Source organism: Streptomyces sp. NPDC005866 (assembly GCF_040629895.1).
GTDB lineage: Bacteria > Actinomycetota > Actinomycetes > Streptomycetales > Streptomycetaceae > Streptomyces.
In genome coordinates, this window is sequence record NZ_JBEXWP010000013.1 from 207640 (window position 1) to 231738 (window position 24099).

Annotated in this window: 21 protein-coding genes and 2 pseudogenes; 8 read left to right on the plus strand and 15 right to left on the minus strand. The window is 70.2% G+C overall.

Features of this window, described 5'->3' with window-relative positions; genetic code table 11:
• Positions 1-59: 59 nt before the first annotated feature.
• Complete coding sequence (locus ABZ396_RS21230) at positions 60-1868, minus strand: prolyl oligopeptidase family serine peptidase (protein ID WP_358917717.1); 1809 nt, start codon at positions 1866-1868, stop codon at positions 60-62.
• A 132-nt stretch (positions 1869-2000) separates the two neighbouring features.
• On the opposite strand from ABZ396_RS21230, the gene ABZ396_RS21235 reads away from it, so the two are divergent.
• Positions 2001-2792, plus strand: coding sequence for an SURF1 family protein (locus tag ABZ396_RS21235; protein ID WP_358917715.1), 792 nt, complete (start codon positions 2001-2003; stop codon positions 2790-2792).
• A gap of 120 nt (positions 2793-2912) precedes the next feature.
• Here the strand turns inward: ABZ396_RS21235 and ABZ396_RS21240 are convergent, their stop codons facing one another.
• From ABZ396_RS21240 to ABZ396_RS21270, 7 genes are all read right to left on the minus strand, one after another.
• Positions 2913-3989: a hypothetical protein gene (locus ABZ396_RS21240; RefSeq protein ID WP_358917714.1), complete on the minus strand. Its 1077-nt coding sequence runs from the start codon at positions 3987-3989 to the stop codon at positions 2913-2915.
• A 230-nt stretch (positions 3990-4219) separates the two neighbouring features.
• Positions 4220-4816 carry a SigE family RNA polymerase sigma factor gene (locus ABZ396_RS21245; protein WP_358917885.1) on the minus strand — a complete coding sequence of 199 codons (597 nt, stop codon included), beginning with the start codon at positions 4814-4816 and terminating at the stop codon, positions 4220-4222.
• A gap of 551 nt (positions 4817-5367) precedes the next feature.
• A complete protein-coding gene (locus ABZ396_RS21250) occupies positions 5368-6447 on the minus strand; it encodes an aspartate-semialdehyde dehydrogenase (protein WP_358917712.1) in 1080 nt (359 codons plus the stop codon).
• The gene (locus ABZ396_RS21255; protein WP_358917711.1) at positions 6444-7715 is read right to left on the minus strand and encodes an aspartate kinase; all 1272 of its coding nucleotides are present in this window, start codon (positions 7713-7715) and stop codon (positions 6444-6446) included. Before ABZ396_RS21255 ends, ABZ396_RS21250 begins: the two co-directional genes overlap by 4 nt.
• A 220-nt stretch (positions 7716-7935) precedes the next feature.
• Complete coding sequence (locus ABZ396_RS21260) at positions 7936-8595, minus strand: DUF5063 domain-containing protein (RefSeq protein ID WP_358917709.1); 660 nt, start codon at positions 8593-8595, stop codon at positions 7936-7938.
• Complete coding sequence (gene recR / locus ABZ396_RS21265) at positions 8588-9187, minus strand: recombination mediator RecR (protein ID WP_358917707.1); 600 nt, start codon at positions 9185-9187, stop codon at positions 8588-8590. The genes ABZ396_RS21260 and recR overlap by 8 nt, the downstream gene beginning before the upstream one ends.
• A 121-nt stretch (positions 9188-9308) precedes the next feature.
• On the minus strand, positions 9309-9653 hold the full coding sequence (locus ABZ396_RS21270; protein ID WP_358917705.1) for a YbaB/EbfC family nucleoid-associated protein: 345 nt from the start codon (positions 9651-9653) through the stop codon (positions 9309-9311).
• A gap of 294 nt (positions 9654-9947) precedes the next feature.
• Between ABZ396_RS21270 and ABZ396_RS21275 the strand changes: the two genes are divergently transcribed.
• Together ABZ396_RS21275 and ABZ396_RS21280 are read left to right on the plus strand one after the other, a co-directional pair.
• Positions 9948-10700, plus strand: coding sequence for an SLATT domain-containing protein (locus tag ABZ396_RS21275; RefSeq protein WP_358917703.1), 753 nt, complete (start codon positions 9948-9950; stop codon positions 10698-10700).
• Positions 10701-10808: 108 nt separating this feature from the next.
• Entirely contained in the window at positions 10809-11963 is a 1155-nt protein-coding gene (locus ABZ396_RS21280; RefSeq protein WP_358917701.1) for a Gfo/Idh/MocA family oxidoreductase, read from the plus strand.
• An 8-nt stretch (positions 11964-11971) separates the two neighbouring features.
• Here the strand turns inward: ABZ396_RS21280 and ABZ396_RS21285 are convergent.
• Both ABZ396_RS21285 and ABZ396_RS21290 read right to left on the minus strand, forming a co-directional pair.
• A pseudogene (locus ABZ396_RS21285) lies at positions 11972-12172 on the minus strand (phosphate ABC transporter substrate-binding protein); the annotation flags it as partial.
• Between the two features lie 191 nt (positions 12173-12363).
• Entirely contained in the window at positions 12364-14130 is a 1767-nt protein-coding gene (locus ABZ396_RS21290; protein ID WP_358917699.1) for a protein kinase, read from the minus strand.
• Between the two features lie 222 nt (positions 14131-14352).
• Between ABZ396_RS21290 and ABZ396_RS21295 the strand changes: the two genes are divergently transcribed.
• The 4 genes from ABZ396_RS21295 (at position 14353) to ABZ396_RS21310 (ending at position 19733) form a co-directional block, all read left to right on the plus strand.
• Entirely contained in the window at positions 14353-15708 is a 1356-nt protein-coding gene (locus tag ABZ396_RS21295) for an aspartate aminotransferase family protein (RefSeq protein ID WP_358917697.1), read from the plus strand.
• Between the two features lie 191 nt (positions 15709-15899).
• Positions 15900-16598, plus strand: coding sequence for a GntR family transcriptional regulator (locus ABZ396_RS21300; protein ID WP_358917696.1), 699 nt, complete (start codon positions 15900-15902; stop codon positions 16596-16598).
• A complete protein-coding gene (locus ABZ396_RS21305) occupies positions 16595-19003 on the plus strand; it encodes a dolichyl-phosphate beta-glucosyltransferase (protein WP_358917694.1) in 2409 nt (802 codons plus the stop codon). Before ABZ396_RS21300 ends, ABZ396_RS21305 begins: the two co-directional genes overlap by 4 nt.
• A gap of 79 nt (positions 19004-19082) precedes the next feature.
• Complete coding sequence (locus ABZ396_RS21310; protein ID WP_358917692.1) at positions 19083-19733, plus strand: hypothetical protein; 651 nt, start codon at positions 19083-19085, stop codon at positions 19731-19733.
• 43 nt (positions 19734-19776) lie between these two features.
• On the opposite strand, the gene ABZ396_RS21315 is transcribed toward ABZ396_RS21310, so the two are convergent.
• The 4 genes from ABZ396_RS21315 to ABZ396_RS21330 form a co-directional block, all read right to left on the minus strand.
• Positions 19777-20181, minus strand: a complete 405-nt coding sequence (locus ABZ396_RS21315; RefSeq protein ID WP_351708373.1) for a hypothetical protein — start codon at positions 20179-20181, stop codon at positions 19777-19779.
• A gap of 5 nt (positions 20182-20186) precedes the next feature.
• Positions 20187-20450, minus strand: a complete 264-nt coding sequence (locus ABZ396_RS21320) for a hypothetical protein (protein WP_351317429.1) — start codon at positions 20448-20450, stop codon at positions 20187-20189.
• A gap of 83 nt (positions 20451-20533) precedes the next feature.
• Positions 20534-20857 carry a hypothetical protein gene (locus ABZ396_RS21325; RefSeq protein WP_358917690.1) on the minus strand — a complete coding sequence of 108 codons (324 nt, stop codon included), beginning with the start codon at positions 20855-20857 and terminating at the stop codon, positions 20534-20536.
• Positions 20858-21022: 165 nt separating this feature from the next.
• A complete protein-coding gene (locus ABZ396_RS21330) occupies positions 21023-21382 on the minus strand; it encodes a hypothetical protein (RefSeq protein ID WP_358917883.1) in 360 nt (119 codons plus the stop codon).
• Between the two features lie 3 nt (positions 21383-21385).
• Here ABZ396_RS21330 and ABZ396_RS21335 point away from each other — a divergent pair.
• Positions 21386-21574: pseudogene (locus ABZ396_RS21335) on the plus strand (DUF397 domain-containing protein); the annotation flags it as partial.
• Between the two features lie 103 nt (positions 21575-21677).
• On the opposite strand, the gene ABZ396_RS21340 reads toward ABZ396_RS21335, so the two are convergent.
• Positions 21678-23513, minus strand: a complete 1836-nt coding sequence (locus tag ABZ396_RS21340; RefSeq protein ID WP_358917688.1) for a 5'-nucleotidase C-terminal domain-containing protein — start codon at positions 23511-23513, stop codon at positions 21678-21680.
• Positions 23514-24099: the final 586 nt, after the last annotated feature.

The window sequence follows — 24099 nt, forward strand, 5'->3', positions numbered from 1 at the left end:
CCCTGCCGGGGCGCTTGGCGTCGCGGACGCTCTGCCGCGCCGGCCCTGAGAAGTCCGCCTCAGTCCGTCGGCGCTGTCGCCGCAGGCATGAGGTGCCTCTCCGCGAACTCCATCTCCAGTCTCAGTTGCTTGATCCGTTCGTCCACCACCAGGGAGCCGTGGCCCGCGTCGTAGCGGTAGACCTCGTGCGGGGCCGAGCGGGCTGCCAGGCGGGTGACGTAGTTGTCGATCTGGCGGATGGGGCAGCGGGGGTCGTTGACGCCGGCCGAGATGTACACCGGGGCCTTCACGTCGTCGACGTAGGTCAGCGGCGAGGACGCGGCGAACCGCTCGGGCACCTCCTCCGGCGTACCGCCCAGCAGCGTGCGGTCCATCGCCTTGAGGGACTCCATCTCGTCGTGGTACGCCGTGACGTAGTCGGCGACCGGCACGACCGCGATGCCCACCGACCAGGACTCGGGCTGGGTGCCCAGGCCCAGGAGGGTGAGGTAGCCGCCCCAGGAGCCGCCGGTCAGGATCAGGCGGTCGGGGTCGGCCAGGCCGGACTCGGTCGCCCAGTCCCGTACCGCCGCAACGTCCTCCAGCTCGATCAGGCCCACCCGGTGCTTCAGCGCGTCCGTCCAGGCGCGGCCGTAGCCCGTGGAGCCCCGGTAGTTGATGCGGACCACCGCGTAGCCGTGGTCCACCCAGGCCGCCGGGCCCGCCGCGAAGCTGTCGCTATCGTGCCAGGTCGGGCCACCGTGCAGGTCGAAGACGGTCGGCAACGGACCCTCCGCCCCCGCCGGCTTCTGGATCAGGGCGTGGATGGGGCCGGCCGGGCCCTCCACCCACGCGTCCGAGACCGGCACCGACGCGGGGCACTTCATGCCCGGCGGGTCCAGGACCACCTCGCCCGTCGTCGAGCGGACCACCGGCGGCTCGGCGGCGGAGGACCAGAGGTACTCGACGGTTCCGTCAGGGCGGGCCGTGGCCCCGGAGACCGAGCCCGCCGGGGTCGGGATCGGGGTCAGCTCACGCGTCGCCAGGTCGTAACGGAACAGCTCACTGCGGGCCTTGTGGCTGTGGACGATCAGCAGCGCGCTGCCGTCCGGGTACCACTCCGCGCTCACGTCGCCCGGCAGGTCGAGGGTCAGGTCCGTCTGCTCGCCGGTCACGACGTCCCAGACCAGTGGTTCCCAGCGACCGCGCCGCTGGTGGCCGATCAGCAGCCGCGGGTCGCCGTCGACCGGGGCGAAGCCCAATACCTCAAGGCCCAGTTCCTCCGCGCCGCCCCTGGTGTCGTCCAGCTCGGCCACCCGCATGCCGTCCGGGCGGACCACGCGGAGCGCCGAGTGCATCGCGTCGCCGTGCTCGGTGTGTTCGATGGCGATCAGCGAGCCGTCTTGGGAGAGGTCGCCGACGCCCGCCGACTCGTGGTGGCGGTAGATCTCCCGCGGCTCCTCCCCCGCTCTGACCAGGTAGATCGTCGTACCCTCGTCGTCGGTGGAGCGGCCCACGACCGCCGTACGGCCGTCCCGGCCCAGCGCCAGGCCCGAGGGGTACGACGGCTCCAGGCCCGGCGTCGCCTCCTCGTCCGCGCCGCCCCCGAAGGGCTGGCGGCGCCAGACACCGAACTCGTCGCCGTCCTTGTCGTCGAACCACCAGATCCACGCGCCGTCCGGGGAGAGCAGCCCGTCCGTCGTGCCGTTCGGCCGGTTCGTCGCCTGGCGCTGCTCCCCGCTCGCGCGGTCCCAGGCGTACAGCTCATACGTCCCCGTCGCGTTCGACACGAACAGGGAACGGTCGGGGGCGTCCTCCGCCCAGTCCGGCAGGGAGACCCGAGGGGCGCGGAAGCGCTTCTCCCAGTCCGGCATTTCGCTCTCACTCATGGCCGCAGTCATGGCCCCATAGTGCCCGCCCCCGCCCACAACGCGCTGCGGCCGTCCTCAGCCTGTGGATAACTTTGCGAGTCGGCCACCCCACTCCCAGTCCACGGCGAAGCTCCCCGTACCGTGGAAGGCGTGTACCGCTTCCTGCTGACACCCCGCTGGTGGGGCATCAACGTCTTCGTGCTGCTCGCCATCCCGTTCTGCGTCTTCATGGGGTCCTGGCAGCTGAGCCGCTTCGAGTCGCGGGTCGAGGCGCACCGCAGCGCCGACAAGCAGGTCGAGGCCGCCAGGACGGAAGCGGCCCGGCCACTGGCCGACCTGCTCCCCGTCGACCAGTCGACCTCCGGCAAGCGGGCCACCGTCACCGGCCGGTATGCCAAGCAGTTGCTGGTGCCCGGCCGGCAACTCGACGGCAAGGACGGCTTCTATGTCCTGACCCTGCTGCGCACCGACTCCGGACAGGCCCTGCCCGTCGTGCGCGGCTGGCTGCCGGGCAGGGCCGACGCGGCCAAGGCGCCCGCGCCGCCCGCCGGCGAGGTCACCGTCACCGGCGCGCTGCAGGCCTCCGAGACGCCTGGGGACAACGGCGTCAGCGCCCTAGGCGGGCTGCCGACGGGGCAGACGGCGGCGATCAGCGCGGCCTCGCTGGTGAACCTGGTGCCGTACCGGGTGTACGACGCGTGGATCACGCTGGACAAGGCCGACTCGGGGATGACGGCCGTTCCGGCGGCCGCGCCGGACAACTCGGGGCTCGATCTGAAGGCGTTCCAGAACCTCGGCTACACCGGCGAGTGGTTCGTGTTCGCGGGGTTCGTGGTGTTCATGTGGTTCCGACTGCTGCGCCGCGAGGTGGAGTTCGCGCGGGACGCGGCGCTCGGGCTGGTTCCGGACGAGGAAGCCCGGCAGCCGTCCGCGACGGTCTGACAGCCGACCGCGACGGTGTGAGAGCCCGTCCGCGACGCTCTGAGAGCCGACCGCAACGGGCTGACAGCCCGACCGCGACAGTCTGACAGTCGGCAAGCCCGACCGCGGCCGGTGACGGCGTCACACCGCCGGCAGGACCCCGCTCCAGTAGACCGTCCCGGCGCACGCGTTCGGCACCGTCGCGGAGCCGGTCGGGGACCCGGCCTCCGGGGTGTACGAGACCGCGATGCTCCCGTCGGCCGTGCCGTCCGCGGTGAGCAGTTGGGGAGTGGCGCCGGCCGGCCCCGTGGTCGTACCGGTGCTGCTGCCGGGGTCCACGGAGGGGCTCGGGGAGGCCGTGGTGCCGCCGGTGTCGGTGGAACCGGTGCTGGAGCCACTGGTCGGGCAGGTCTCCAGGGGGACGAAGCCGAACTTCTCCTCGTAGGCCGCGCCCGGTGCCAGGACCAGGCCGGTGAGCTCGGTGGACGGGTCGGGGAGCCCGGCCGCCGCGTCGCCCGAGACATGCCGGACCGCGCTGATCTTGGTGGGGTCGGCCGCGCCCTGTGCGAGGACGCCGACGCTGCCGGGGCCGCCGACCGTGCAGCTGGTGGTGGAGACGTTCACGACGCGGAAGGTGCCGTAGACAACGCCCGTCGAGTCGGCGGCTTCGACGGTGGAGGTCGGGGTGGAGAGCTGGGCCGAGGCGCAGACCGGGGCCATGGTGTCGGCGCTCGCCGTGGGGACGACCTTGGTGCCGGTGACGGGGCCGGTGCTCTCGCCCTTGCCGGGGGCCTTGGTGCCGCCCGGGTGGTGGCCGGTGGCCTGGCCGCTGGAGCCGCCCGCGGTGCTGGCGCCGCCGTCGGGGTTCTTGCCGCCGGCGGAGCCGCCCTGGGCCTGCGAGGCCTGGCCGGCCATGGAGGTGTTGGGGTCGGTGCCGCCGGAGTTGGAGACATGCACGAGGGCGGGGATCGCGGTGCCGATGAACAGGGCGGCGGCCGCCATGCCGACGACGGCCTGGCGCTTGCGGGCCCGGCGGGCGGGCACCGCACGTCGCAGATGGTCCAGGGCGCCGTCGCGCGGTGCGAGATCGTCGACCGCGGAGTGCAGCATGCGGCGCAGGGCCAGCTCGTCGGCACCGAGCCCGTCGGTGCCGGGGCCGAGCCCCTCAAAGCCCTGTCCGGGCTCCTCGGGGCCCTTTTCGTCGGGGCCGTGGTTCACAGTTCCGTTCCCAGCGTGCGATTGCGTGTGCTCTTGCTCGTGGTCTCGCGGCGGCTCTCGCCGGCCGGCAGGCCCTTGATCCCGCGCCGGCTCCCCCAAGCCGGGAGAACCGTGAGGCTCACCCGAACCGTGCGACTCGCGTCCGTCGCGCGGCGCACCGTCCTGTGTCGGCTCGTGCCAAGCGTAGGGCTCGTGGCGATCATGTGAGTCGCCTCCCTCGGGGCTGTCCGTCATGCCGCCGACTCCATCGCCACCCGTAGCGCCGCGATGCCGCGCGAGCCGTACGCCTTCACCGAGCCCAGCGATATGCCGAGCGTCTCGGCGACCTGGGCCTCGGTCATGTCGGCGAAGTAGCGCAGCACCAGGACCTCGCGCTGGCGGCGCTGCAGGCCCTTCATCGCCTTGATCAGGTCACGCCGCTCCAGCAGGTCGTAGGCGCCCTCCTCGGCGCTCGCCATGTCGGGCATGGGCTTGGAGAGGAGCTTGAGGCCCAGGATGCGGCGGCGCAGCGCGGAACGGGAGAGGTTGACGACCGTCTGGCGGAGATAGGCCAGGGTCTTCTCCGGGTCGCGGACGCGTTTGCGGGCCGAGTGGACGCGGATGAACGCCTCCTGGACGACGTCCTCGCAGGAGGCGGTGTCGTCGAGAAGGAGCGCGGCGAGGCCGAGGAGCGAACGGTAGTGCGCCCGGTAGGTCTCGGTGAGGTGGTCGACGGTGGTACCGGCCGCCGCCGTCTCGTCCGCGCCGTCGCGCTGGCTGGGTATGCGGGTGGGCCGCGCTGCGGGCATGGGCGCGATCACCGGCATGCCGCCGGCCGCGCCGGGCATGCGGGAGCGCCCGCCCGCGCGGGGCGGCCGCAAAGCCGTCGCGCCGCGGGGCGCACTGAGTTCGAGTACCTCTGCCACGCCAGTTGGACACGTTGACCCCCGTAGGGGTTGTACGTTCCGGGCATCAGTTTCGTGTCGGGCGCGCCGGGCGGTTTCACGCCGGGCATGCCGGGTCGGCCGGCCCGCACGGTCGACACCGTTCTCCGCGCGTCCGGCAGTGCACCCGACGGTGTCTCACATGCCGTCATGCGTCCCGCTCTTCCCTTATGTCCCATATGAACGGGCGTCCCCACGCCCCGATCACGGCGTCCCCACGCCAGGATCATGCGTCCCCACGGCCCGAAGGCCGGCCGCGTAAGCGCCCAGTAAGAGGGCGACCGCAAAGACGCTCCCCGCCGTCCGCTTGGTTGCGGAGGACGGGGAGGAAAATCTTCGAACGCCGAGGGGTCCGGGTTCAAGAGGTCCGGACCATGCTCCGGGCCACATTTATTATGGAGATCCTACTTGTGGGCACGCTCCCACTCGCGGCATTTACCGTGGTCACCGACTATTCACGCAAACTCCGCCATACCTGAACGGCCAGTCAGTTCCGCCGCCACCAACTCGGCGATCTGCGCGGTGTTCAGTGCGGCGCCCTTGCGGAGATTGTCCCCGCAGACGAAGAGCTCCAGCGCGGTCGGGTCGTCGAGGGCCCGCCGCACCCGCCCGACCCAGGTCGGATCCGTGCCCACCACGTCGGCGGGGGTCGGGAACTCCCCGGCGGCCGGATTGTCGAAGAGCACGACGCCCGGGGCCGTGTCCAGGATCTCCCAGGCCCCGTCGACCGTGACCTCGCCCTGGAACCGGGCGTGCACGGTCAGGGAGTGGGTGGTGACCACCGGGACCCGGACACAGGTCACCGCGACCGGCAGCTTCGGCAGCCCGAGGATCTTGCGGGACTCGTCCCGCACCTTAATCTCCTCCGACGACCAGCCGTCCTCCCGCAGCGACCCGGCCCACGGTACGACGTTCAGCGCGACCGGCTCCGGGAACGGCCCGGTGCTGTCCCCGACGGCCCGCCGCACATCACCGGGCTTGGTCCCCAGCTCCGTACCGGCGACCATCGACAGCTGGGCCCGCAGCGTCTCCACGCCGGCCCGCCCGGCCCCGCTCACCGCCTGGTACGACGACACCACCAGCTCGCGCAGCCCGAACTCGGCGTGCAGCGCGCCCAGGGCGACGATCATCGACAGGGTGGTGCAGTTGGGGTTGGCGATGATCCCGCGCGGCCGGTTGCGGGCGCAGTGCGGATTGACCTCGGGCACCACCAGGGGCACCTCCGGGTCCATCCGGAAGGCCCCGGAGTTGTCCACGACGACCACGCCCCTGGCGGCCGCGACGGGCGCCCAGCGCGCGGACACCTCGTCGGGTACGTCGAACATCGCGACGTCGATCCCGTCGAAGGCCTCCTCCGACAGGGCGACGACCTCGACCTCCTCCCCACGCACGGTCAGCTTGCGACCGGCCGAGCGCGCGGAGGCGATCAGGCGGATCTCGCCCCAGATGTCAGCCCGCTGGGACAGGATCTGGAGCATGACCGTGCCGACGGCCCCGGTCGCACCCACGACCGCGAGCGCCGGCTTCGCAGTCATCGGCCGGTGCCTCCGTAGACCACGGCCTCGTCGCTGTCGGAGTCGAGCCCGAAGGCGGTGTGCACGGCGCGCACGGCCTCCGGCACGTCGTCGGCGCGGGTGACGACCGAGATACGGATCTCGGAGGTCGAGATCAGCTCGATGTTCACACCGGCGTCGGACAGCGCCTCGAAGAACGAGGCGGTGACGCCCGGGTTGGTCTTCATACCCGCGCCGACCAGCGAGATCTTCCCGATCTGGTCGTCGTACCGAAGCGAGTCGAAGCCGATGCCCGGCCGGTTGCGCTCCAGCGCGTCGATGGCCTTGCGGCCCTCGGTCTTCGGCAGCGTGAAGGAGATGTCCGTAAGGCCAGTGGAGGCGGCGGACACGTTCTGCACGACCATGTCGATGTTGACCTGGGCATCGGCGATGGTCCGGAAGATCGCGGCGGCCTCACCCGGCTTGTCCGGGACACCGACGACCGTGACCTTGGCCTCGGAGGTGTCGTGCGCGACACCGGAGATGATGGCCTGCTCCACCTTCTTGTCCCCAATCGGCTGGCTGCTGACCCACGTGCCCTGGAGTCCGCTGAAGCTGGACCGGACGTGGATCGGGATGTTGTAGCGGCGGGCGTACTCCACACAGCGGTGGAGCAGCACCTTGGAACCGGAGGCGGCGAGCTCCAGCATGTCCTCGAAGGAGATCCAGTCGATCTTCCGCGCCTTCTTCACCACGCGCGGGTCGGCGGTGAACACACCGTCGACGTCGGTGTAGATCTCACAGACTTCGGCGTCGAGCGCGGCGGCCAGCGCCACGGCCGTGGTGTCGGACCCGCCGCGCCCCAGCGTGGTGATGTCCTTCTTGTCGGCGCTGACGCCCTGGAACCCGGCCACGATGGCGATGTTGCCCTCGTCGAGCGCCGTCCTGATCCGCCCCGGCGTGACGTCGATGATCCGGGCTTTGTTGTGGACCGAGTCGGTGATGACGCCTGCCTGGCTGCCGGTGAACGACTGGGCCTCGTGGCCCAGGTTTTTGATCGCCATGGCCAGCAGTGCCATGGAGATACGCTCTCCGGCGGTCAGCAGCATGTCGAACTCACGCCCGGCAGGCATCGGGGATACCTGCTCGGCGAGATCGATCAGCTCGTCCGTCGTGTCGCCCATCGCGGAAACGACGACAACCACCTGGTTGCCGTTCTTCTTCGCTTCCACGATTCGCTTGGCGACGCGCTTGATGCCCTCGGCATCGGCTACGGAGGAGCCTCCGTACTTCTGCACGACAAGGCCCACGTGCGCTCCTCGCTCGGTTTGTCTGTGTCGGCTCAGTTTAACGAGCGCCCGAATTCCACCAGTGCGCTCCCGCATGGTGAGACGTCACGGTGGACTGTTCCGCCGCTCGCTTCCGGCACCGAACCTGCCCAGCACACGGCACACCACGCGGAAAGTGCCCTGGCTCACACGGGCCGGGAGGAGAGCAGGGGCTTCGGGGAGATTTCCTCGTGTCGAATGGTCACTTCGACTTGAGGCCCAGCTGGCCGCCGATCTCCTGTTGCATGACCTGGCCCGCCTCGAACTCCAGGGTTTCGTCGCCCATCGTGTCCTGGTCGGTGTCCAGGCCGTCCAGCTCCGCCAGGGGCTGGTTGAGGCGGACGTGGATCAGGACGGACTGGAGGGCTCGGAGGACCGCGGAGGCGGTGGCGCCCCAGTTGGAGAAGTAGGAGAACTGCCACCACCACAGGGCCTCCGAGATGCGGCCCGCCCGGTAGTGGGCCATGCCATGGCGGAGGTCGGCGATGACGTCGGCCAGGTCGTCCGAGATACGGGCCGGCACGGGCGCCTTGCGGGGCTCGTACGGGTCGAAGACCTCGGAGTAGACGTCGATGGGCTCCAGGAGGCGCGCGAAGTTCTCGCGGAGCTGATCGACATCGGGCTCGGGGCCCAGGTCCGGCTCGTAGCGCTCGTCGGGGACGATGTCCTCGTGCGCGCCGAGACGGCCGCCGGCCAGCAGGATCTGGGAGACCTCCAGGAGGAGGAAGGGGACGGCCGAGTCCGGCTCGTCGCCCTTCGCCACCTCCGTGACGGCCACCAGGAAACTCTCGACCTGGTCGGCGATCTGGACCGCGAAGTCGTCGGGGTCCTGGGCGGTCGCGTGCAGTGTGGCGTCAGACATCTAGGAGTCGTCTCCCCTCGAAGGCGCGGCCGAGGGTGACCTCGTCCGCGTATTCCAGGTCGCCACCCACCGGGAGGCCGCTGGCCAGGCGGGTGACCTTCAGGCCCATGGGTTTGATCATGCGGGCGAGGTAGGTGGCAGTCGCCTCGCCCTCCAGGTTCGGGTCCGTGGCCAGGATGAGTTCGGTGACCGCGCCGTCGGCCAGACGGGCGAGCAGCTCCCTGATCCGGAGATCGTCGGGGCCGACGCCCTCGATCGGGCTGATCGCGCCACCGAGTACGTGGTAACGGCCGCGGAACTCACGGGTGCGCTCGATGGCGACCACGTCCTTGGGCTCCTCGACCACGCAGATCACCGACAGGTCGCGGCGCGCGTCACGGCAGATGTTGCACAGCTCTTCCTGGGCCACGTTGCCGCAGGTCGCGCAGAAGCGGACCTTCGCCTTCACCTCCAGGAGAGCCTGGGCGAGCCGCCGTACATCGGTCGGCTCCGCCTGCAGGATGTGGAAGGCGATCCGCTGCGCACTCTTCGGACCGACGCCGGGCAGCCGCCCCAGCTCGTCGATGAGGTCCTGGACCACGCCTTCGTACAACGGACTGCCCTTCCTGGAGTCTTTCGGTACGTACCGTAGTTGGCTGCCGCCTGTCCTAGGAAGGCGGTGCGGGTGTCGCGCGGGCAACGAACATCAGAACGGCGAGATCAGAGCGGTGCGATCAGAACGGCAGACCGGGGATGCCGCTGCCGCCGCCCAGGCCCTGCGCCAGCGGGCCGAGCTTCTGCTGCTGGAGCGCCTGGGCGTTCTCGTTGGCCGCCTGGACTGCCGCGACCACCAGGTCGGCGAGGGTGTCGGTGTCCTCCGGGTCCACCGCCTTCGGGTCGATCTTCAGCGCGCGCAGCTCGCCGGCACCGGTCACGGTGGCCTTCACCAGGCCGCCGCCCGCCTGCCCGTCGACCTCCGTGTTCGCCAGCTCCTCCTGGGCCCGTGCCAGGTCCTCCTGCATCTTCTGGGCCTGCTGGAGCAGCTGCTGCATATTGGGCTGGCCACCACCGGGAATCACGATCAGCTCCTGGGTCCGGGTCCGGGTCTTCTCTGCTGTGCATGAGCCTACGTGGTCGACGCGGCCATCGCCCCGCCACTCTTTCGAGTGAGAATCCCGACGGCCCTATACCTGATCAAGCCCCACTTCCGAGCGGAAAAGAGGCGAAAGCAAGGCCGCCGCCACCCATTGGGCGGTAGGAAGGGTGCCCGTCGTCAGCATCCATTGTCACGTCCAGTGCCATGGCCGACGCTATGCGCAACGACAGTCCGATGTCACGGTACGTGACCGGTTGTGATCAGTAGGGAGTGCCGGGTGGGCCAGCCGGAGATGCAGCCCGAGGGGCCGCCTCAGGACGGGCGGGGCGAGGGTGCCCCCGGACTGCGGCCGGGTGATCTGACCGGGCGGCCGTTCCCGCTCGGCGACTGGGGGGAACCGGCCGAACGGCTCGACGAGCTGTACCGGTGGGTGGAGCGCGGGGCGCTGGAGACCGCCGCCTGGTACCTGACGGACCGGGTGTGGAAACGGCGGGGGGCGCGGGCCCTGCGGTGCGGGGCGGCCGTGGGGGCGGTGCTCGGGGCGGCCCTGCCGCTGCTGGACCTCACCGGGCTGATCGGCGGGGTCGCACCCTGGGGGTATCTCGCGCTGCTGATGGCGGTGACGTGCGTCGGCATCGACCGGTTCTTCGGGGTGACCTCCGGCTGGATAAGGGACATGGCGACCGCGCAGGCCGTGCAGCGGCGACTCCAGGTGCTCCAGTTCGACTGGGCGTCGGAGAGCGTGCGGGAGGTGCTCGGACCTGCGGAGGGCACGGCGAGCGAGGCGACCGAGCGGTGCCTGGCGGTACTGCGGCGGTTCTCGGAGGACGTGACCGAACTGGTCCGCACGGAGACGGCCGACTGGATGGTGGAGTTCCGGACAGGGCCGACACCGCTCGGTATGCAGGCGACGGTGCCGGCGGGGCCGCGGGCGGACGCGGGCCATCTCAACGGACGGTTCCCGTTGCCACCGGGGACGAACGGGACACGTCCGAACATGCCCCGACAGCGACCGCCGGAGCCTCGGTGAGGCAGATTTGTCAAGACGCCCTAATGTCTTGACATCCACGGAAGCGGCCCCGCATCGTGATCGGGCAGTCTCTGGAACGGTCCAGACGCAGTGGCAGAAGGGCAGCCCATGGTGCGTACGCTCGGCGTCGCCGTCGTCGGGTTCGGCTGGATGGGGCGGGTGCACACCCAGGCCTACCAGCGGGTCCCCCACCACTTCCCGCAGCTGCCCGTACGCCCCGAGCTGGTGACGGTCGCCGAGGAGGTGCCGGGCCGGGCCGAGGAGGCCGCCGACCGGTTCGGGTTCGCCTCGACCGCCCGGGACTGGCGTGAGGTCGCCGCCGACCCGCGCGTCCACGCCGTCAGCATCACCGCGCCGAACTTCCTGCACCGCGAGATCGGCGTCGCCATGGCCGAGGCCGGCAAGCACATCTGGATCGAGAAGCCGGTCGGCCTGACGGCGGAGGACGCCGGCGCGGTCGCCGACGCCGTCGCGAAGGCGGGCGTCCGGGGCACGGTCGGCTTCAACTACCGCAACGCACCCGCCGTCGCCTACGCCCGTGAGCTGATCGCCTCCGGCGAGCTGGGGACCGTCACCCACGTCCGAATCCGGCTCTTCAGCGACTACGCCGCCCACCCGGACGGTGCCCTGACCTGGCGCTACGAGCGCGCACGCGGCGGCGGAGGGGTCCTCGGCGACCTCGCCTCGCACGGCGTCGACATGGCCCGCTTCCTGCTCGGTGACATCACCGCGCTCGCCGCCGACACCGCCGTCTTCATCCCGGAGCGCGCCCGCCCCACCGGCGCCACCGCCGGCCACACCCTGGCCACCGGCGGTGAACTCGGCCCGGTCGAGAACGAGGACTACGTCAACTGCCTGCTGCGCTTCGCCTCCGGAGCCCGGGGTGTCCTTGAGGCCTGCCGGGTCTCGGTCGGCGAGCAGAACAACTACGGCTTCGAGGTGCACGGCACCAAGGGCGCCGTCTTCTGGGACTACCGGCGGATGGGCGAACTCGGCGTCAGCCGCGGCACCTCCTACCAGGACCAGCCCGTCAGCACGGTCTATGTCGGCCCCGGCCACGGCGAGTACGGCGCCTTCCAGCCCGGCGCGGCCAACGCCATGGGCTACGACGACCTCAAGGTCATCGAGGCCCGCAACTTCCTGCGCTCCATCGCCGAGGACACCTCGTACGGCCCGACCCTGCAGGACGCGGTGCACAGCGCGACCGCCCTGGACGCGATGAGCCGCTCGGCCGCGCAGGGGACCTGGGTGAGCCTCGGCTGAGCCACGGCTCACCGGCAGAGTTTCATCCCCACCGGGGTGTAGCAGGGCACATGGCCGTGCGTGCGGATGACGTCCTGGCCGTTGCCCCTGACGACGTACGACAGGAAGCTCGACGCCAGGGTGTCGGCCGCGGGCTGGCCGTAGGTGTACGCGTACTCGATCTCGCGGTACGGGTACGGGCTGACACCGCGCTCGAGCGCCTCCACGGACGGGGCGTCGTGGTCGGTGCCGACAGCCACGACGTTTTCCGTGCTCAGCCACTCCATGTGGGTGCCCCCGCCACTCCCCGGAGTCGGATTGTGCGGTCACCGTAAGGGGCGAGCAGGAGCCATGAAGGGATAATTCGGTCACCTGAGCGAGTGTTCGCCGAACGTTCAACTACCCCAGGCGTAGCGGGAGTTCACTCTCGGCTGTACGTGAGACTCTCGCCGCCGTCCTTCCGTTCCCGCTTCAGCCTGCCGTCCGGCAGCAGGGTCACCTCGGTGGCCTCTCCGGCGGTGCAGGACGAACGGGGCTTGCCCGCCGTGACCGTGGACGGCCCGATCTCCAGCGGGCCGCCGGAGCCGGGCTTCCCGGCGAGTTTCGCCTCGAACTCGCAGTGGTAGCCGGGGCCGTCGGCGACGAGGGTGAGGACCGTGCCGCCCACGGCGCCCTGCCGGATGGTCAGTTCGCGGGTGTTGTGGCCGGTGGAGTTGTCTACCGCCGTGGCCCAGGTGCCGAGGAAGGCGGTGGGGACGGTACCGGTGGAGGTGGCCGACGAGGACGGCGACTGTGTGGGCGTCGGCTCCCCGGAGGAGGCCTGGGCGGTGGCCGAGGGGGTGGGGGTGGCCGTGCCGCCTGCCTTGTCGCCGCCGCCGGTGTTCATGAGCGCGTACACGGAGCCGCCCGCGGCCAGCATCACGATCAGGGCGACGGTGACGAGCAGGACGGTGGAACGGGCGGTGCGGCGCGGTTCGCCGTCGGGGGTGAACTCGTACGGCGAGGGTGGCGGGGGCGTGTAGAGCTGCCGGGCGGTGGGCTCCGGGGTGGCGACAGTGGTGTACGGGTTGTAGTGGTTGTTCTGATTGTTCTGGTCGTTCTGGGTGTACGGGTTGTACGGCTGCGGATGCTGGTGGGGTTGTTGGTTCGGGTAACCGTAGGCCGGGTGGGAGGCGGGGGCGTGTTCGGGGGAGGGAGGGCCGGGTGCCGGCTGCGGGTGGCCGGTCGCCGGCCGCGCTCCTGGCGCTTCCACCAAGGACCCGTGCACCGTCGGATCCTCCACCTCCAGCAACTCCGCCGCATGCCGTCCCAGTTGGGCCACCAGCGATCCCGGCAGCCACGGGTCCCTGGAGCGGCCCTCCTCGACCGTGTCGACCGCTCCTGTTCTCCCCAGGATCGCGTCCAGGGAGGGACGGGTCGCCGGGTCCTTGCGCAGGCAGTCGCGGACCACGTCGGCGATGCCCTCGGGGAGCTCGGACAGGTCGGGTTCCTCCCGGGCGATGCGGAACATCAGCGCGTGGGCGCCGCCCTCGGTGGAGCCGAAGGGGAGCCGGCCGGTGGCCGCGTAGGCAAGCACGGAGCCGAGGGAGAAGATGTCGCAGGCCGGTGTGATCCGGTCGCCGCGCACCTGCTCGGGGGCCATGAAGCCCGGCGAGCCGACGAGCGAGCCGGTCCGGGTGGCGCTCTCGCCGGGGAGGGTCTCCAGGGCACGCGCGATGCCGAAGTCGATGACCCGGGGCCCCTCTATGGTGAGCATCACATTGGACGGCTTGAGGTCGCGGTGCACGATCCCGGCCGCGTGGATGTTGGTGAGCGCGTGCGCCAGCCCGGCGGCGAGGATGCGCACCGACCGCTCGGGCAGTGGCCCGTGGTCGTGCTCGACGACCCGCTGGAGGCTCGGCCCGGCGACATAGCCGGTGGCCACCCAGGGCACGGCGGCCTCGGTGTCCGCGTCGAGGACGGGTGCGGTCCAGAACCCGCCGACCCGCTGGGCGTTGCGCACCTCCTGCCGGAAGCGGGCCCGGAAGTCCTCATGCTCGGCGAGTTCCGCCCGTACCAGCTTCACCGCGACGGTACGGCCGCGCTCGGACCGGGCGAGATACACCTGCCCCATGCCGCCCGCGCCCAGCCGCGCGAGGAGCCGGTACCTCCCGATGTGCTGCGGATCCCCGGGCCTCAGCTTCTCCATGGCAGATCCGACCCTTCTCCACACTCTTGATCGAGCCGAGAATATTCCGGCCGCTCCGGCGGCCGGGGCCCGCGTTGTCTACGGTTCCGTAACAGGTACCGGCTGCTCCGCTGTATCCGTGGGTGTGTCCACGTGTTGTGGACAATCTGTCGCGTAATCGCCGTGGCCATGGAACATGTCGCCGATATCGCGTACGCGCCGGGCACTCCTAGGCTCGGCGCCATGACCCCTCAGCCCAATCCCCAGGCCGGAGCCGCCGTCAAGGCGGCCGACCGCGCGCACGTCTTCCACTCCTGGTCCGCGCAGGACCTCATCGACCCGCCGGCCGTGGCCGGCGCCGAAGGGTCGTACTTCTGGGACTACGACGGCAGGCGGTACCTGGACTTCACCAGCGGGCTCGTCTTCACCAACATCGGCTACCAGCATCCGAAGGTCGTCGCCGCGATCCAGGAGCAGGCCGCCAGGATGACGACCTTCGCGCCCGCCTTCGCCATCGAGGCCCGGTCGGAGGCGGCCCGGCTGATCGCCGAGCGGACGCCCGGTGATCTGGACAAGATCTTCTTCACCAACGGGGGCGCGGACGCGGTCGAGCATGCCGTGCGCATGGCCCGGCTGCACACGGGCCGCCCGAAGGTGCTGTCCGCCTACCGCTCGTACCACGGCGGCACCCAGCAGGCGATCAACGTCACCGGCGACCCGCGACGCTGGGCCTCGGACGGCGCCGCCGCCGGGGTCGTGCACTTCTGGGCGCCCTTCCTCTACCGCTCCCGTTTCTACGCGGAGACGGAGGAGCAGGAGGCCGCGCGGGCGCTGGAGCACCTGGAGACCACGATCGCGTTCGAGGGGCCGGGCACGGTCGCGGCGATCGTTCTGGAGACCGTGCCGGGGACCGCCGGGATCATGGTTCCGCCGGCCGGATACCTGGCGGGCGTCCGGGAGATCTGCGACAAGTACGGGATCGTCTTCGTCCTGGACGAGGTCATGGCCGGGTTCGGGCGCACCGGTGAGTGGTTCGCCGCCGACCTCTTCGGGGTCGTACCCGACCTGATGACCTTCGCCAAGGGCGTGAACAGCGGGTATGTGCCGCTGGGCGGTGTCGCCATCAGCGAGCGGATCGCCGAGACCTTCGCCAGGCGGCCCTACCCGGGCGGGCTGACGTACTCCGGGCATCCGCTGGCCTGTGCCGCCGCCGTCGCCACCATCGACGTGATGGAGGAGGAGGGCGTCGTCGAGAACGCCAAGCGGCTCGGCGCCGAGGTCGTCGGGCCCGCCCTCGCCTCGCTCGCCGAGCGGCACCCGAGCGTGGGCGAGGTCCGCGGTACCGGCATGTTCTGGGCGCTGGAGCTCGTGAAGAACCGGGAGACCCGGGAGCCGCTGGTGCCTTACAACGCGGCCGGGGAGGCCAACGCGCCGATGGCCGCGTTCGGCTCCGCCGCCAAGCAGCAGGGCCTGTGGCCGTTCGTGAACATGAACCGGACGCATGTCGTCCCGCCGTGCAACGTCACCGAGGCCGAGCTGAAGGAGGGCTTCGCCGCGCTCGACGCCGCGCTGAGCGTGGCCGACGAGTACACGGTGTAGGACAGACGGCTCACCGAGACCGTACGGAAGGCTCACGGGCGGCTTCAGCCCGTGACGTGGAGACCCGTGGAGACCGGCGGAGACCGGTGGAGGAGGCGTACACGCGCAACCCGAACGCGTAAGGTGGCGTGCTCGTAGATGTACATGTAAGCGAGCACGTCACCCGAACGCGTGAGGAGAGGCACCCGACGATGCCCGGCAACGGCGCTGTGACCCGCAGTACCCTGCGCCAGCAGATCGCGGACGCCCTCCGTGACGAGGTGCTCGCCGGGCGGCTCCAGCCGGGCCAGGAGTTCACGGTCAAGGAGATCGCCGAACAGTACGGAGTCTCCGCCACGCCGGTCCGCGAGGCCCTGGTCGACCTGTCCGCGCAGGGCGTCCTCGACGCCGACCAGCACCGCGGCTTCCGGGTCCCGGAGTACTCGCTCACCGACTACCAGGGCATGATCGAGGCCCGCAGCCTGGTGATCGACGGTATGTTCCAGGCCCTCGCCGACGGCCACCACCGCGCCTTCAAGGACCCCCGGGAGCCCCGGGTCGCGGCCGCCCTGGGCACGGTCCGCCGGCGCGGCGAGGAGGCGCAGCGCGCCGCGACCGCCGGTGACCTCACCGTGCTGATCGGCTACGACCTGCGCTTCTGGCGGGAGCTGTCCACGCTGTTCGGCAACCCCTACCTCGGCGACTTCCTGCACCGGCTGCGCGTCCAGTCCTGGGTGTGCGCGGTCCGGCATCTGCGCCGACTGCCCGATCTACGCGGGTATCTGTGGTGCCGGCACACGGAGTTGGTCGACGCCCTGTCCCGGCGGGACACCGAGGCCGCCCGGGGGATCGTCGCCGCGTACAACACACACTCCCTCGCCCTCATCGAGCGACTGTCGGAGAACGGATGAGCGCCCCCGACCTGTCCGTGGTCGTCCCCGCGTACAACGAGGAGGAACGGCTCGGCCCGACGCTCGACGCCGTCACCCGCTACCTCGCCGACAACGAGAGCCGCTTCGGCTCCTGGGAAGTGATCGTCGCCGACGACGGCTCGACCGACGGGACGCGGGAGGTCGCCTTGGAGCACCCGTACGTCCGCCTCGTCACCAGTGACCGCAACCGGGGCAAGGGCAACGCCCTGCGCCTGGGCGTCGCCGCCAGCAGCGGCCGCCGGGTGCTGGTCACCGACGCCGACCTCGCTGCCCCGATCGAGGAGCTGGAGCGGCTCGACAAGGCGCTCAGTGAGGGCAACGCGGCGGCGATAGGCTCGCGGGCGGTGCCGGGTGCGGAGATAGCCGACCACCAGCACCGGCTGCGCGAGCTGCTCGGCCGCGCCGGGAACCTCCTGATACGGGCCACCGCGGTGCCCGGCATCAAGGACACCCAGTGCGGTTTCAAACTGTTCGACGGCGACCAGGCCCGCGAGGCCTTCGCCGGCTCCCGCCTCGACGGCTGGGGCATCGACGTCGAGGTCCTCCAGCATCTGCACCGGGGCGGCGGGTCCATCGCCGAGGTCCCGGTCCGCTGGAGCCACCAGCCCGGCTCCAAGGTCGGCCCGCTGGCCTACCCGAGGGTCCTCGCGGACCTGGCCCGCCTCCGGCTGCGCCGGCTCCGCCCGGCCGACCTCCTGGTCCCGGTTCTCTTCCTGGCCCTGTCGATCGCCCTCTACTCGGGCCGCTTCTTCGACCCGGACCACCGCTATCTCACCGACTCCCTCCAGGACCAGAACCAGTGGGAGTGGTTCTTCGCGGTGACCGCGGACAACCTCGCTCACTTCCGCAACCCGCTCTTCTCCGACGTCCAGGGCTTCCCCGACGGCGTCAACCTGATGGCCAACACGGTCATGCTCGGCGTCTCCGTCCCCTTCGCCCCGCTCACGCTCCTTGCCGGACCGGCCGTCTCGCTCTCCGTCTGCATGGCCCTCGGCCTGACCGCGACCGCCGTCGCCTGGTACTGGCTGATCGTGAAGCGGGTGGTACGGCACCGGGGTGCCGCCTTCCTCGGCGCGGCCCTCGCGGCCTTCGCGCCGCCGATGGTCAGCCATGCCAACGCGCACCCCAACTTCATGATCCTGTTCATGATCCCGCTGATCATCGACCGCGCCCTGCGCCTTGCCGCGGGCGCCCGGGTCCGGCGGGACGGGATCGTGCTCGGCCTGATGGCGGCGTACCAGGTCTTCCTGGGCGAGGAGCCGTTCCTGCTCGCGGCGATGGGCATGGCCCTGTTCGCCATCGCCTACGCGGCCGTACGACCGCAGGTGGCGAAGGAGTCCTGGCGCCCGCTGGGCAAGGGCCTGCTGATCGCCGGGACGGTCTGTCTCCCTCTGGTCGCCTTCCCTCTCTACTGGCAGTTCACGGGCCCGCAGAGCTACCACAGTGTCCTGCACGGCGACAACGCCGGAAACAGCCCGCTCTCGCTCCTCGCCTTCGCCGAACGCTCGCTGCTCTTCGGGAACGCGGCCCGCGCCAACGAACTCTCCCTCAACCCCACCGAGCAGAACGCGTTCTACGGCTGGCCGCTGGTCCTGCTCGCCTTCGGGATCCTCGTACGGCTGTGGGAGCGGCCGCTGGTCAAGGCGCTGGCGTTCACCTCGGTGGCCGCGGCGGTGCTGTCGATGGGCCCGAAGATCCGCATCCCGCTGACGGACACGGTGTATCCCGGCCCCTGGGCCGTGGTCCGTCATCTCCCCCTCTTCGAGTCGGTGATCGAGGGCCGGACGGCGATGATCTGCGCCCCGGCGCTGGGCGTACTCCTCGCGCTCGCGCTCCAAAAGGTGCTGGCCACCCCTCGTATAGGCGCCCAGTACTTCGGCCTGCTCGCCATCGTGCTCGCCCTGCTCCCGATCGTCCCGGCCCCGCTCAAGTCCGCGCAGCGGACGGCGGTGCCGGAGTTCGTCACGAGCGGGATGTGGAAGCCGTACGTCGGACAGGGCGAGTCCGTCGTCCCGATACCGCTCCCCGACCCCGGGTACGCCGAGGCGCTGCACTGGCAGACAGCGGCGGACCTCGGCTTCAAGCTCCCCGGCGGATACTTCAACGGCCCCTACGGCGAGGACCGGATCGGTATCTACGGTGCCGTCCCGCGCTACACCTCCAACATGCTGCGGGACGTCCGCTACAGCGGGAAGGTGCCGGTGATCGGCAAGAACTGGCGGGCGCAGGCGGAGCGGGACTTCGCGTACTGGAAGGCGGGCGTCCTGGTGGTCGCCCCACAGCCCAACGACGACAAGCTGCGGCAGGCGGTCGAGGCACTGACCGGAAAATCCGGTAAGTGGACCGGTGGGGTCTGGGTATGGGACCTGCACGAGGGGAGCTGACCGGGCGCCCCACGGATTATTCTTCCCTGACCACCTAGCCGAACACTTGCTGTGAACGCGCTGATACGAGGAGCCCTCTTTGGCCTGTGACCTCTGGCTGGTACCGCTCGTCGACGTGTTGTGCCACACGCCCGACAACCCGTTCGCCGAGGAACTCGCGCAATACAACAAGGTGCTCGCCGAGGCCGGGCTGCCGCCGGTGCCGGTGTACCAGTACATGCCCGGCCTGTCCGGCGAGGTCGCCCCGGTGGCCGGCTTCGACTACGACGCGCTGCACTTCCTCCGCCGCGTCTATCTCCTCCAGGTCTGCGGCCTCCCGGTGTCCCCGGTGGACGACCTGGGCGGCGACTACGAGCAACTCCTGGAGATGTTCGAGTCGACGGCCCAGCAGTCGCACCTCGTCTGGCACTACGACCACGCGGGCGCCTACGTCCCCGTCGACTTCCCGAACCCGCTCTCCAGCGACGAACTCCTCGCGAGCGGCGGCCCCCTGGGCTCGTCCCACGCCCTGCTGCGCGAGCTGGAGTACGTCGCCCCGTCGATCGGCATCGACCCGGCGAACCCTCCGGCGACCCCGCAGCCGCCCGCCGCCCCCACCGACCTGGAGGAACCGGCGGTCCCAGCGCCGTACGACCCGAGCCCCTTCGCCCGGGAACGGCACGTGTGGCTCGGCCTGCACGCGGCGGCGACGCGGAGTCTGGCACAGGGGTCGATGATCGTGTTCAGCTGACGGGCGGGGCGCCTGGTGGAGAGGCGCCCCGGCCCGGGTGCGGTTACCGCTGGTGCGGCAGCCTGATCGTGCGGACGAGGGGCATGTCGGCGTAGAGGTCGGGGTCGACGGTCACCACGTGACGCCCGTCGGGCCAGTCGACCGTCGGCCGCGACAGATGGACCGCGTGCCCCAGCCGCCACTCCACGCCGTCACGCAGCAGCGCGCCGACCGTGGAGGCACCAGCGAAGTCCAATTCCACGATCTCGACGGCCGGAAGCGCGCCGATGTGCTCCGCGACGCCCTTGCGCATGCCGTCGGCTGCGGCCAGGCAGAGTGCAGGGACATAGACGTGCCGGGTGGGCCCATGCTCTGTGTTCGCCACGAAGTGGGAGGCCAACGAGTTTCCCGAGCCGAGCGCCAGCAGGGCGGATTCGTCGAAGACGACACCAGTGGACCCGGCCCTCATGCCGCTCACAGGCTGTCCACGGGCCGACCGGCCTCAAGGTCCTGCCAGACCTTCTCCACCCGGTCGTGCTCCTCATCGGTGAACGTCACCCCGAAGTGCGTCTCGCAGTACGCCCTCGTCTCCTCGTACCGCTTACGCAGCTCCTCCTGCGTGGGCGTGGCCCCCGCGAGCTCGGCGATCAGGTCACGCATGGTCATCCCACGCTCTCGGGCGAGCACCATGAGGCGGTCACGGACAGCGGGGTCGACCTTTACGGTGGTGTCAGCCATGATGCAAGTATACCTCCGGTATACCGTCTCGGGCCTATCGAGCAACACGGTCATCGACGTTCCTTTTCTTGGTTCCTACGTTCCTACGCGGCCACGGGGTGAACTTTTAGCAGTTCACCCATTGGTGACTCGGATTCGTACGGCCTCTCGAACACCTCGCAGGTCGTCGAGTACTGCCATGTCACCGGGTCCCGTCGCACCACCCTCCGCAGATAACGCCGTTCCTCCAGCTCACGCAGTGAGGCGACGACCGTCATGCACCCTTCCCCGCGCTGCGCCGCGAGAATGCGTTCCGTGATCCACGAGCCGCTCGGAAGGCTCAAGAGGTACGCCAGTACGCCCACCGCCGCCCAGGACAGACGACGGTCCCCGAAACGGGCGTTGGCGAAAGCTGCGAAGGCGCGCACAGGCGCCGTACGATGAACGCGCATCCGGAGGTCTCGCTCCTGGGTGTCGAGCCCCCGGGTGTTGGCGCACCGCGGGGGCAATCTTGTTGATCGTGACTCTAGGGCCACACAAAGCGGCGAACGCAAGCCGGAACGCCCTTTTCCTGGGCTTTAAGTTCACACATTTCACTCCCTGGAGTGAAGCACGGTACGCAGCAACCGCGCGTGAACGAAGCGGTCAGGAACGGTCGGCGGGTAGCGCCAGAACAACGGCCAGGTCATACCGCCCAGCGTGGGAATTGGAATGTACGACACCCGGTCCGGCCCGGCGGTGAGTCTGGTGACCACGGCCGGCCAGGGGACGTGATGATCCGTACTCCCGGCCGCCGCAAGGAAGTACACACACCGCCGCCTGCTCGCGACCTCGATGACCGGCCCTGGGTCACCGCCCGTCATCCGCGCGAGCAGATCGGCGAGTTCCCGTCCCAGCTCCCCGTCGTCCACCCGCACCGCGTCGAACTGGACGCCAGCCTTGCGGAGTTGGATGCCGAGACCGCCTACACCTGGCGCAAGTCGTCGTACAGCGACAGCGGCGGTGGCAACTGCCTCGAAATATCCCCCTGCGGGGACGGCGACCCCCACACCGTCCACATCCGCGACTCCAAGGTGCCCGACGGCCCGGAGGTCACCGTCTCCCCCACCACCTGGACCACTTTCCTCCAGCACGCCATGAAGTGACCGTAAGACCACTCGCTTCTGGGCCGGTGTCGTGCCTCCGCGTCTCCCGCTCCAGGGATGCCTTCTGCCCTGGAGCGGGAGACGCGGAGGAAGCCCGGCAGGCTTACGAGAAGACCGGCGTCCCGCCCTGCGTCAGCTTCCAGTTGGCCGCCGCGAACGTCGACGGGTCGACGGTGCCCTTCGCCGTGGCGTAGGCGACCATCAGGTCGCGGACCTGGTTGGTGGAGCTGTAGGCGATCTCCGCGGCGGCGATGTGCGGGTAGCCGGAGCCGCCGTTGGCGCGGTAGTTGTTGACGGCGACGACGAAGACCTGGTCGTCGGCGACCGCCGCGCCGTTGTAGGTCAGGTTCTTGATGCGCGAGCCCTCGGCCGCCGCGATGTCGATCTCGTAGTCGACGCCGGCCGCCATGTCGTACATGTAGTCCCAGAAGCTGTTGGCGTTGGTGAGGGTGGCGGTGTCCACCGCCGTGCCGGACGGCACCTGGTGGTAGTACTTCGCCGCGTACTCCAGGTAGTCCTTGAGCTGGGCACCGGTGAGCTTCTTGCCGTACAGGGTGTTCTCGTAGACGTACAGGCCAGCGACGTCGCGGATCGTCACGTCACCGGCCGGGATGGTGGCCGTACGGCTGAAGCAGGCCGCCACCGAGATCAGCGGGAGCGCGGCGTCCGCCGCCGACAGGCCCGACTTCACCGCGTCCATCTGGACCTGCTGGATGAAGTCGATGGCGGGGACGTCCTTCCAGCAGGCCTCAGCCGTGGACATCGCCTCCGTGCAGGTGCCGATCGCGGTGTTGACGTACTTGACCACCAACTCGTGGTCGGCGGTGAGGAGTTCGGTGATCCGCGGGTCCTCCTCGACCGTGTTGCTGTTCAGGGTGGTGGCGGTCTTGCTGGTGATCTTCCAGGAGCCGTGCTCCCATTCCAGCTCGAAGTCGAAGACGGAGAGGCGGTAGCCGTAGCAGTACGGCTCGGACAGCAGGACGTCCTCGCCGGTCTCCGCGTTCTTCACCGTGTACGTGGGGACGTCGACGTGGGTGTGGCCGACGAGGATCGCGTCGATGCCGGGGACCTGCTCGGCGACCAGGTTCGACGCGTTCTCCACGTACGGGAGCGAGTCACCCCATGACGACGAGCCGTCCATGCCCGAGTGGTCGGTGAGGAAGACGACGTCACAGCCGAGGGCGCGCAGCCGGGGCACGTACTTCTTCGCCTGCTCGACCAGGCCCGTGAAGGTCATCTTCCCGGCGACGTTGTCCTTGTCCCACAGGGCGATGCCCGGGTTGGTGAGGCCGAGGATGCCGACCTTGATGTCCGGGCCGTGGGGGACCTTGATGTGCTTGACGGTGTAGGGCCGGAAGGCGGGCCGCAGCGTCTTGGCGTCCAGGGCGTTGGCGCCGAGCAGCGGGAAGTGGCACTGCTTCTCGAAGGTGCGGATGACCTCGATGCCGTAGTTGAACTCGTGGTTGCCGAGGGCGGCCGCGTCGTAGCGCATCTCGTTCATGGCGATCGCCATGGGGTGCTTGGGGCCGCGCTTGCCGTCTTTGCCGGTGATGGGGTCGACGCTCGCGTAGTAGGAGGCGAGGGAGGTGCCCTGGATGATGTCGCCGGCGTCGACCAGCAGTACCCGGTCCTCGCCCTTCTCCTTGCGCAGGTTCTTCACCAGGGTGGCGATGCGAGCGATGCCGTACGTGTTGCGCTTGGAGTCCACGGGCGCCGCGTTGGTGTAGTAGTCCCAGTTGAAGACGTGGCTGTGCAGGTCGGTGGTGCCAAGGATGGAGAAGCTCCAGGTCTTGGGCGCCTTGGGCGGCTTGCCGTGGCCGTGGCCCTGCTCGGCGGCCTGGGCGCTGCCGGCGCCGACGGTTCCCGCTACGGCCACGGCCGCTCCGGTGACGGCCGACTTCTGCACGAACTCACGGCGGTTCATGGGATTGACGGGCATTCAGGTCTCCTGGAAGGGCGGTGAGGGACGGGTGACGTGCGGGGGGGGGCGGCGGGCTACCCGCGTAGATGCTTGTCTCCCGCCCGCCCTCCGTGAACCAGGAACAACCCATGGCAGGGTCAAGGAATGGACATGCCGAGCCGGCATCCGCGGCCCGGCCACCGCCCGCCGCCGGTCCGCCGTGGGTCCGCCAACTTCCTTGCCACCGAAGCTGGTTGGCATTTCGGCCCACAGGGCTAGGGGGTGTCGTCTGGATCAGGCCGGCAGTGAGGAACAGTGCCTCTTGACCGAGCCGGGCGGGGTCTGGTGCGTTCAGCTGCAAGGCGGAGGAGGCGTAGACGATCAGCCGCTGCCGCGGCGGGCTACGCGGTGGGGGCACCCCCGGCCGAAGGCTGGGGAACGTCGGGGACTGACGACAACGCCGCTGGGCACCCCCTCCGGGCGAGTGCGTGCCAGCGCCCGCGACGCCGGCCTGATCCAGACGACACCCCCTAGACGAGTAAGTCCTATGTCCTGGGCTGACGATCAGGCATGAACAGAGGGTGTTCAAGATCATGTTGTGACGCAAGACCTGAACACCCTCTTG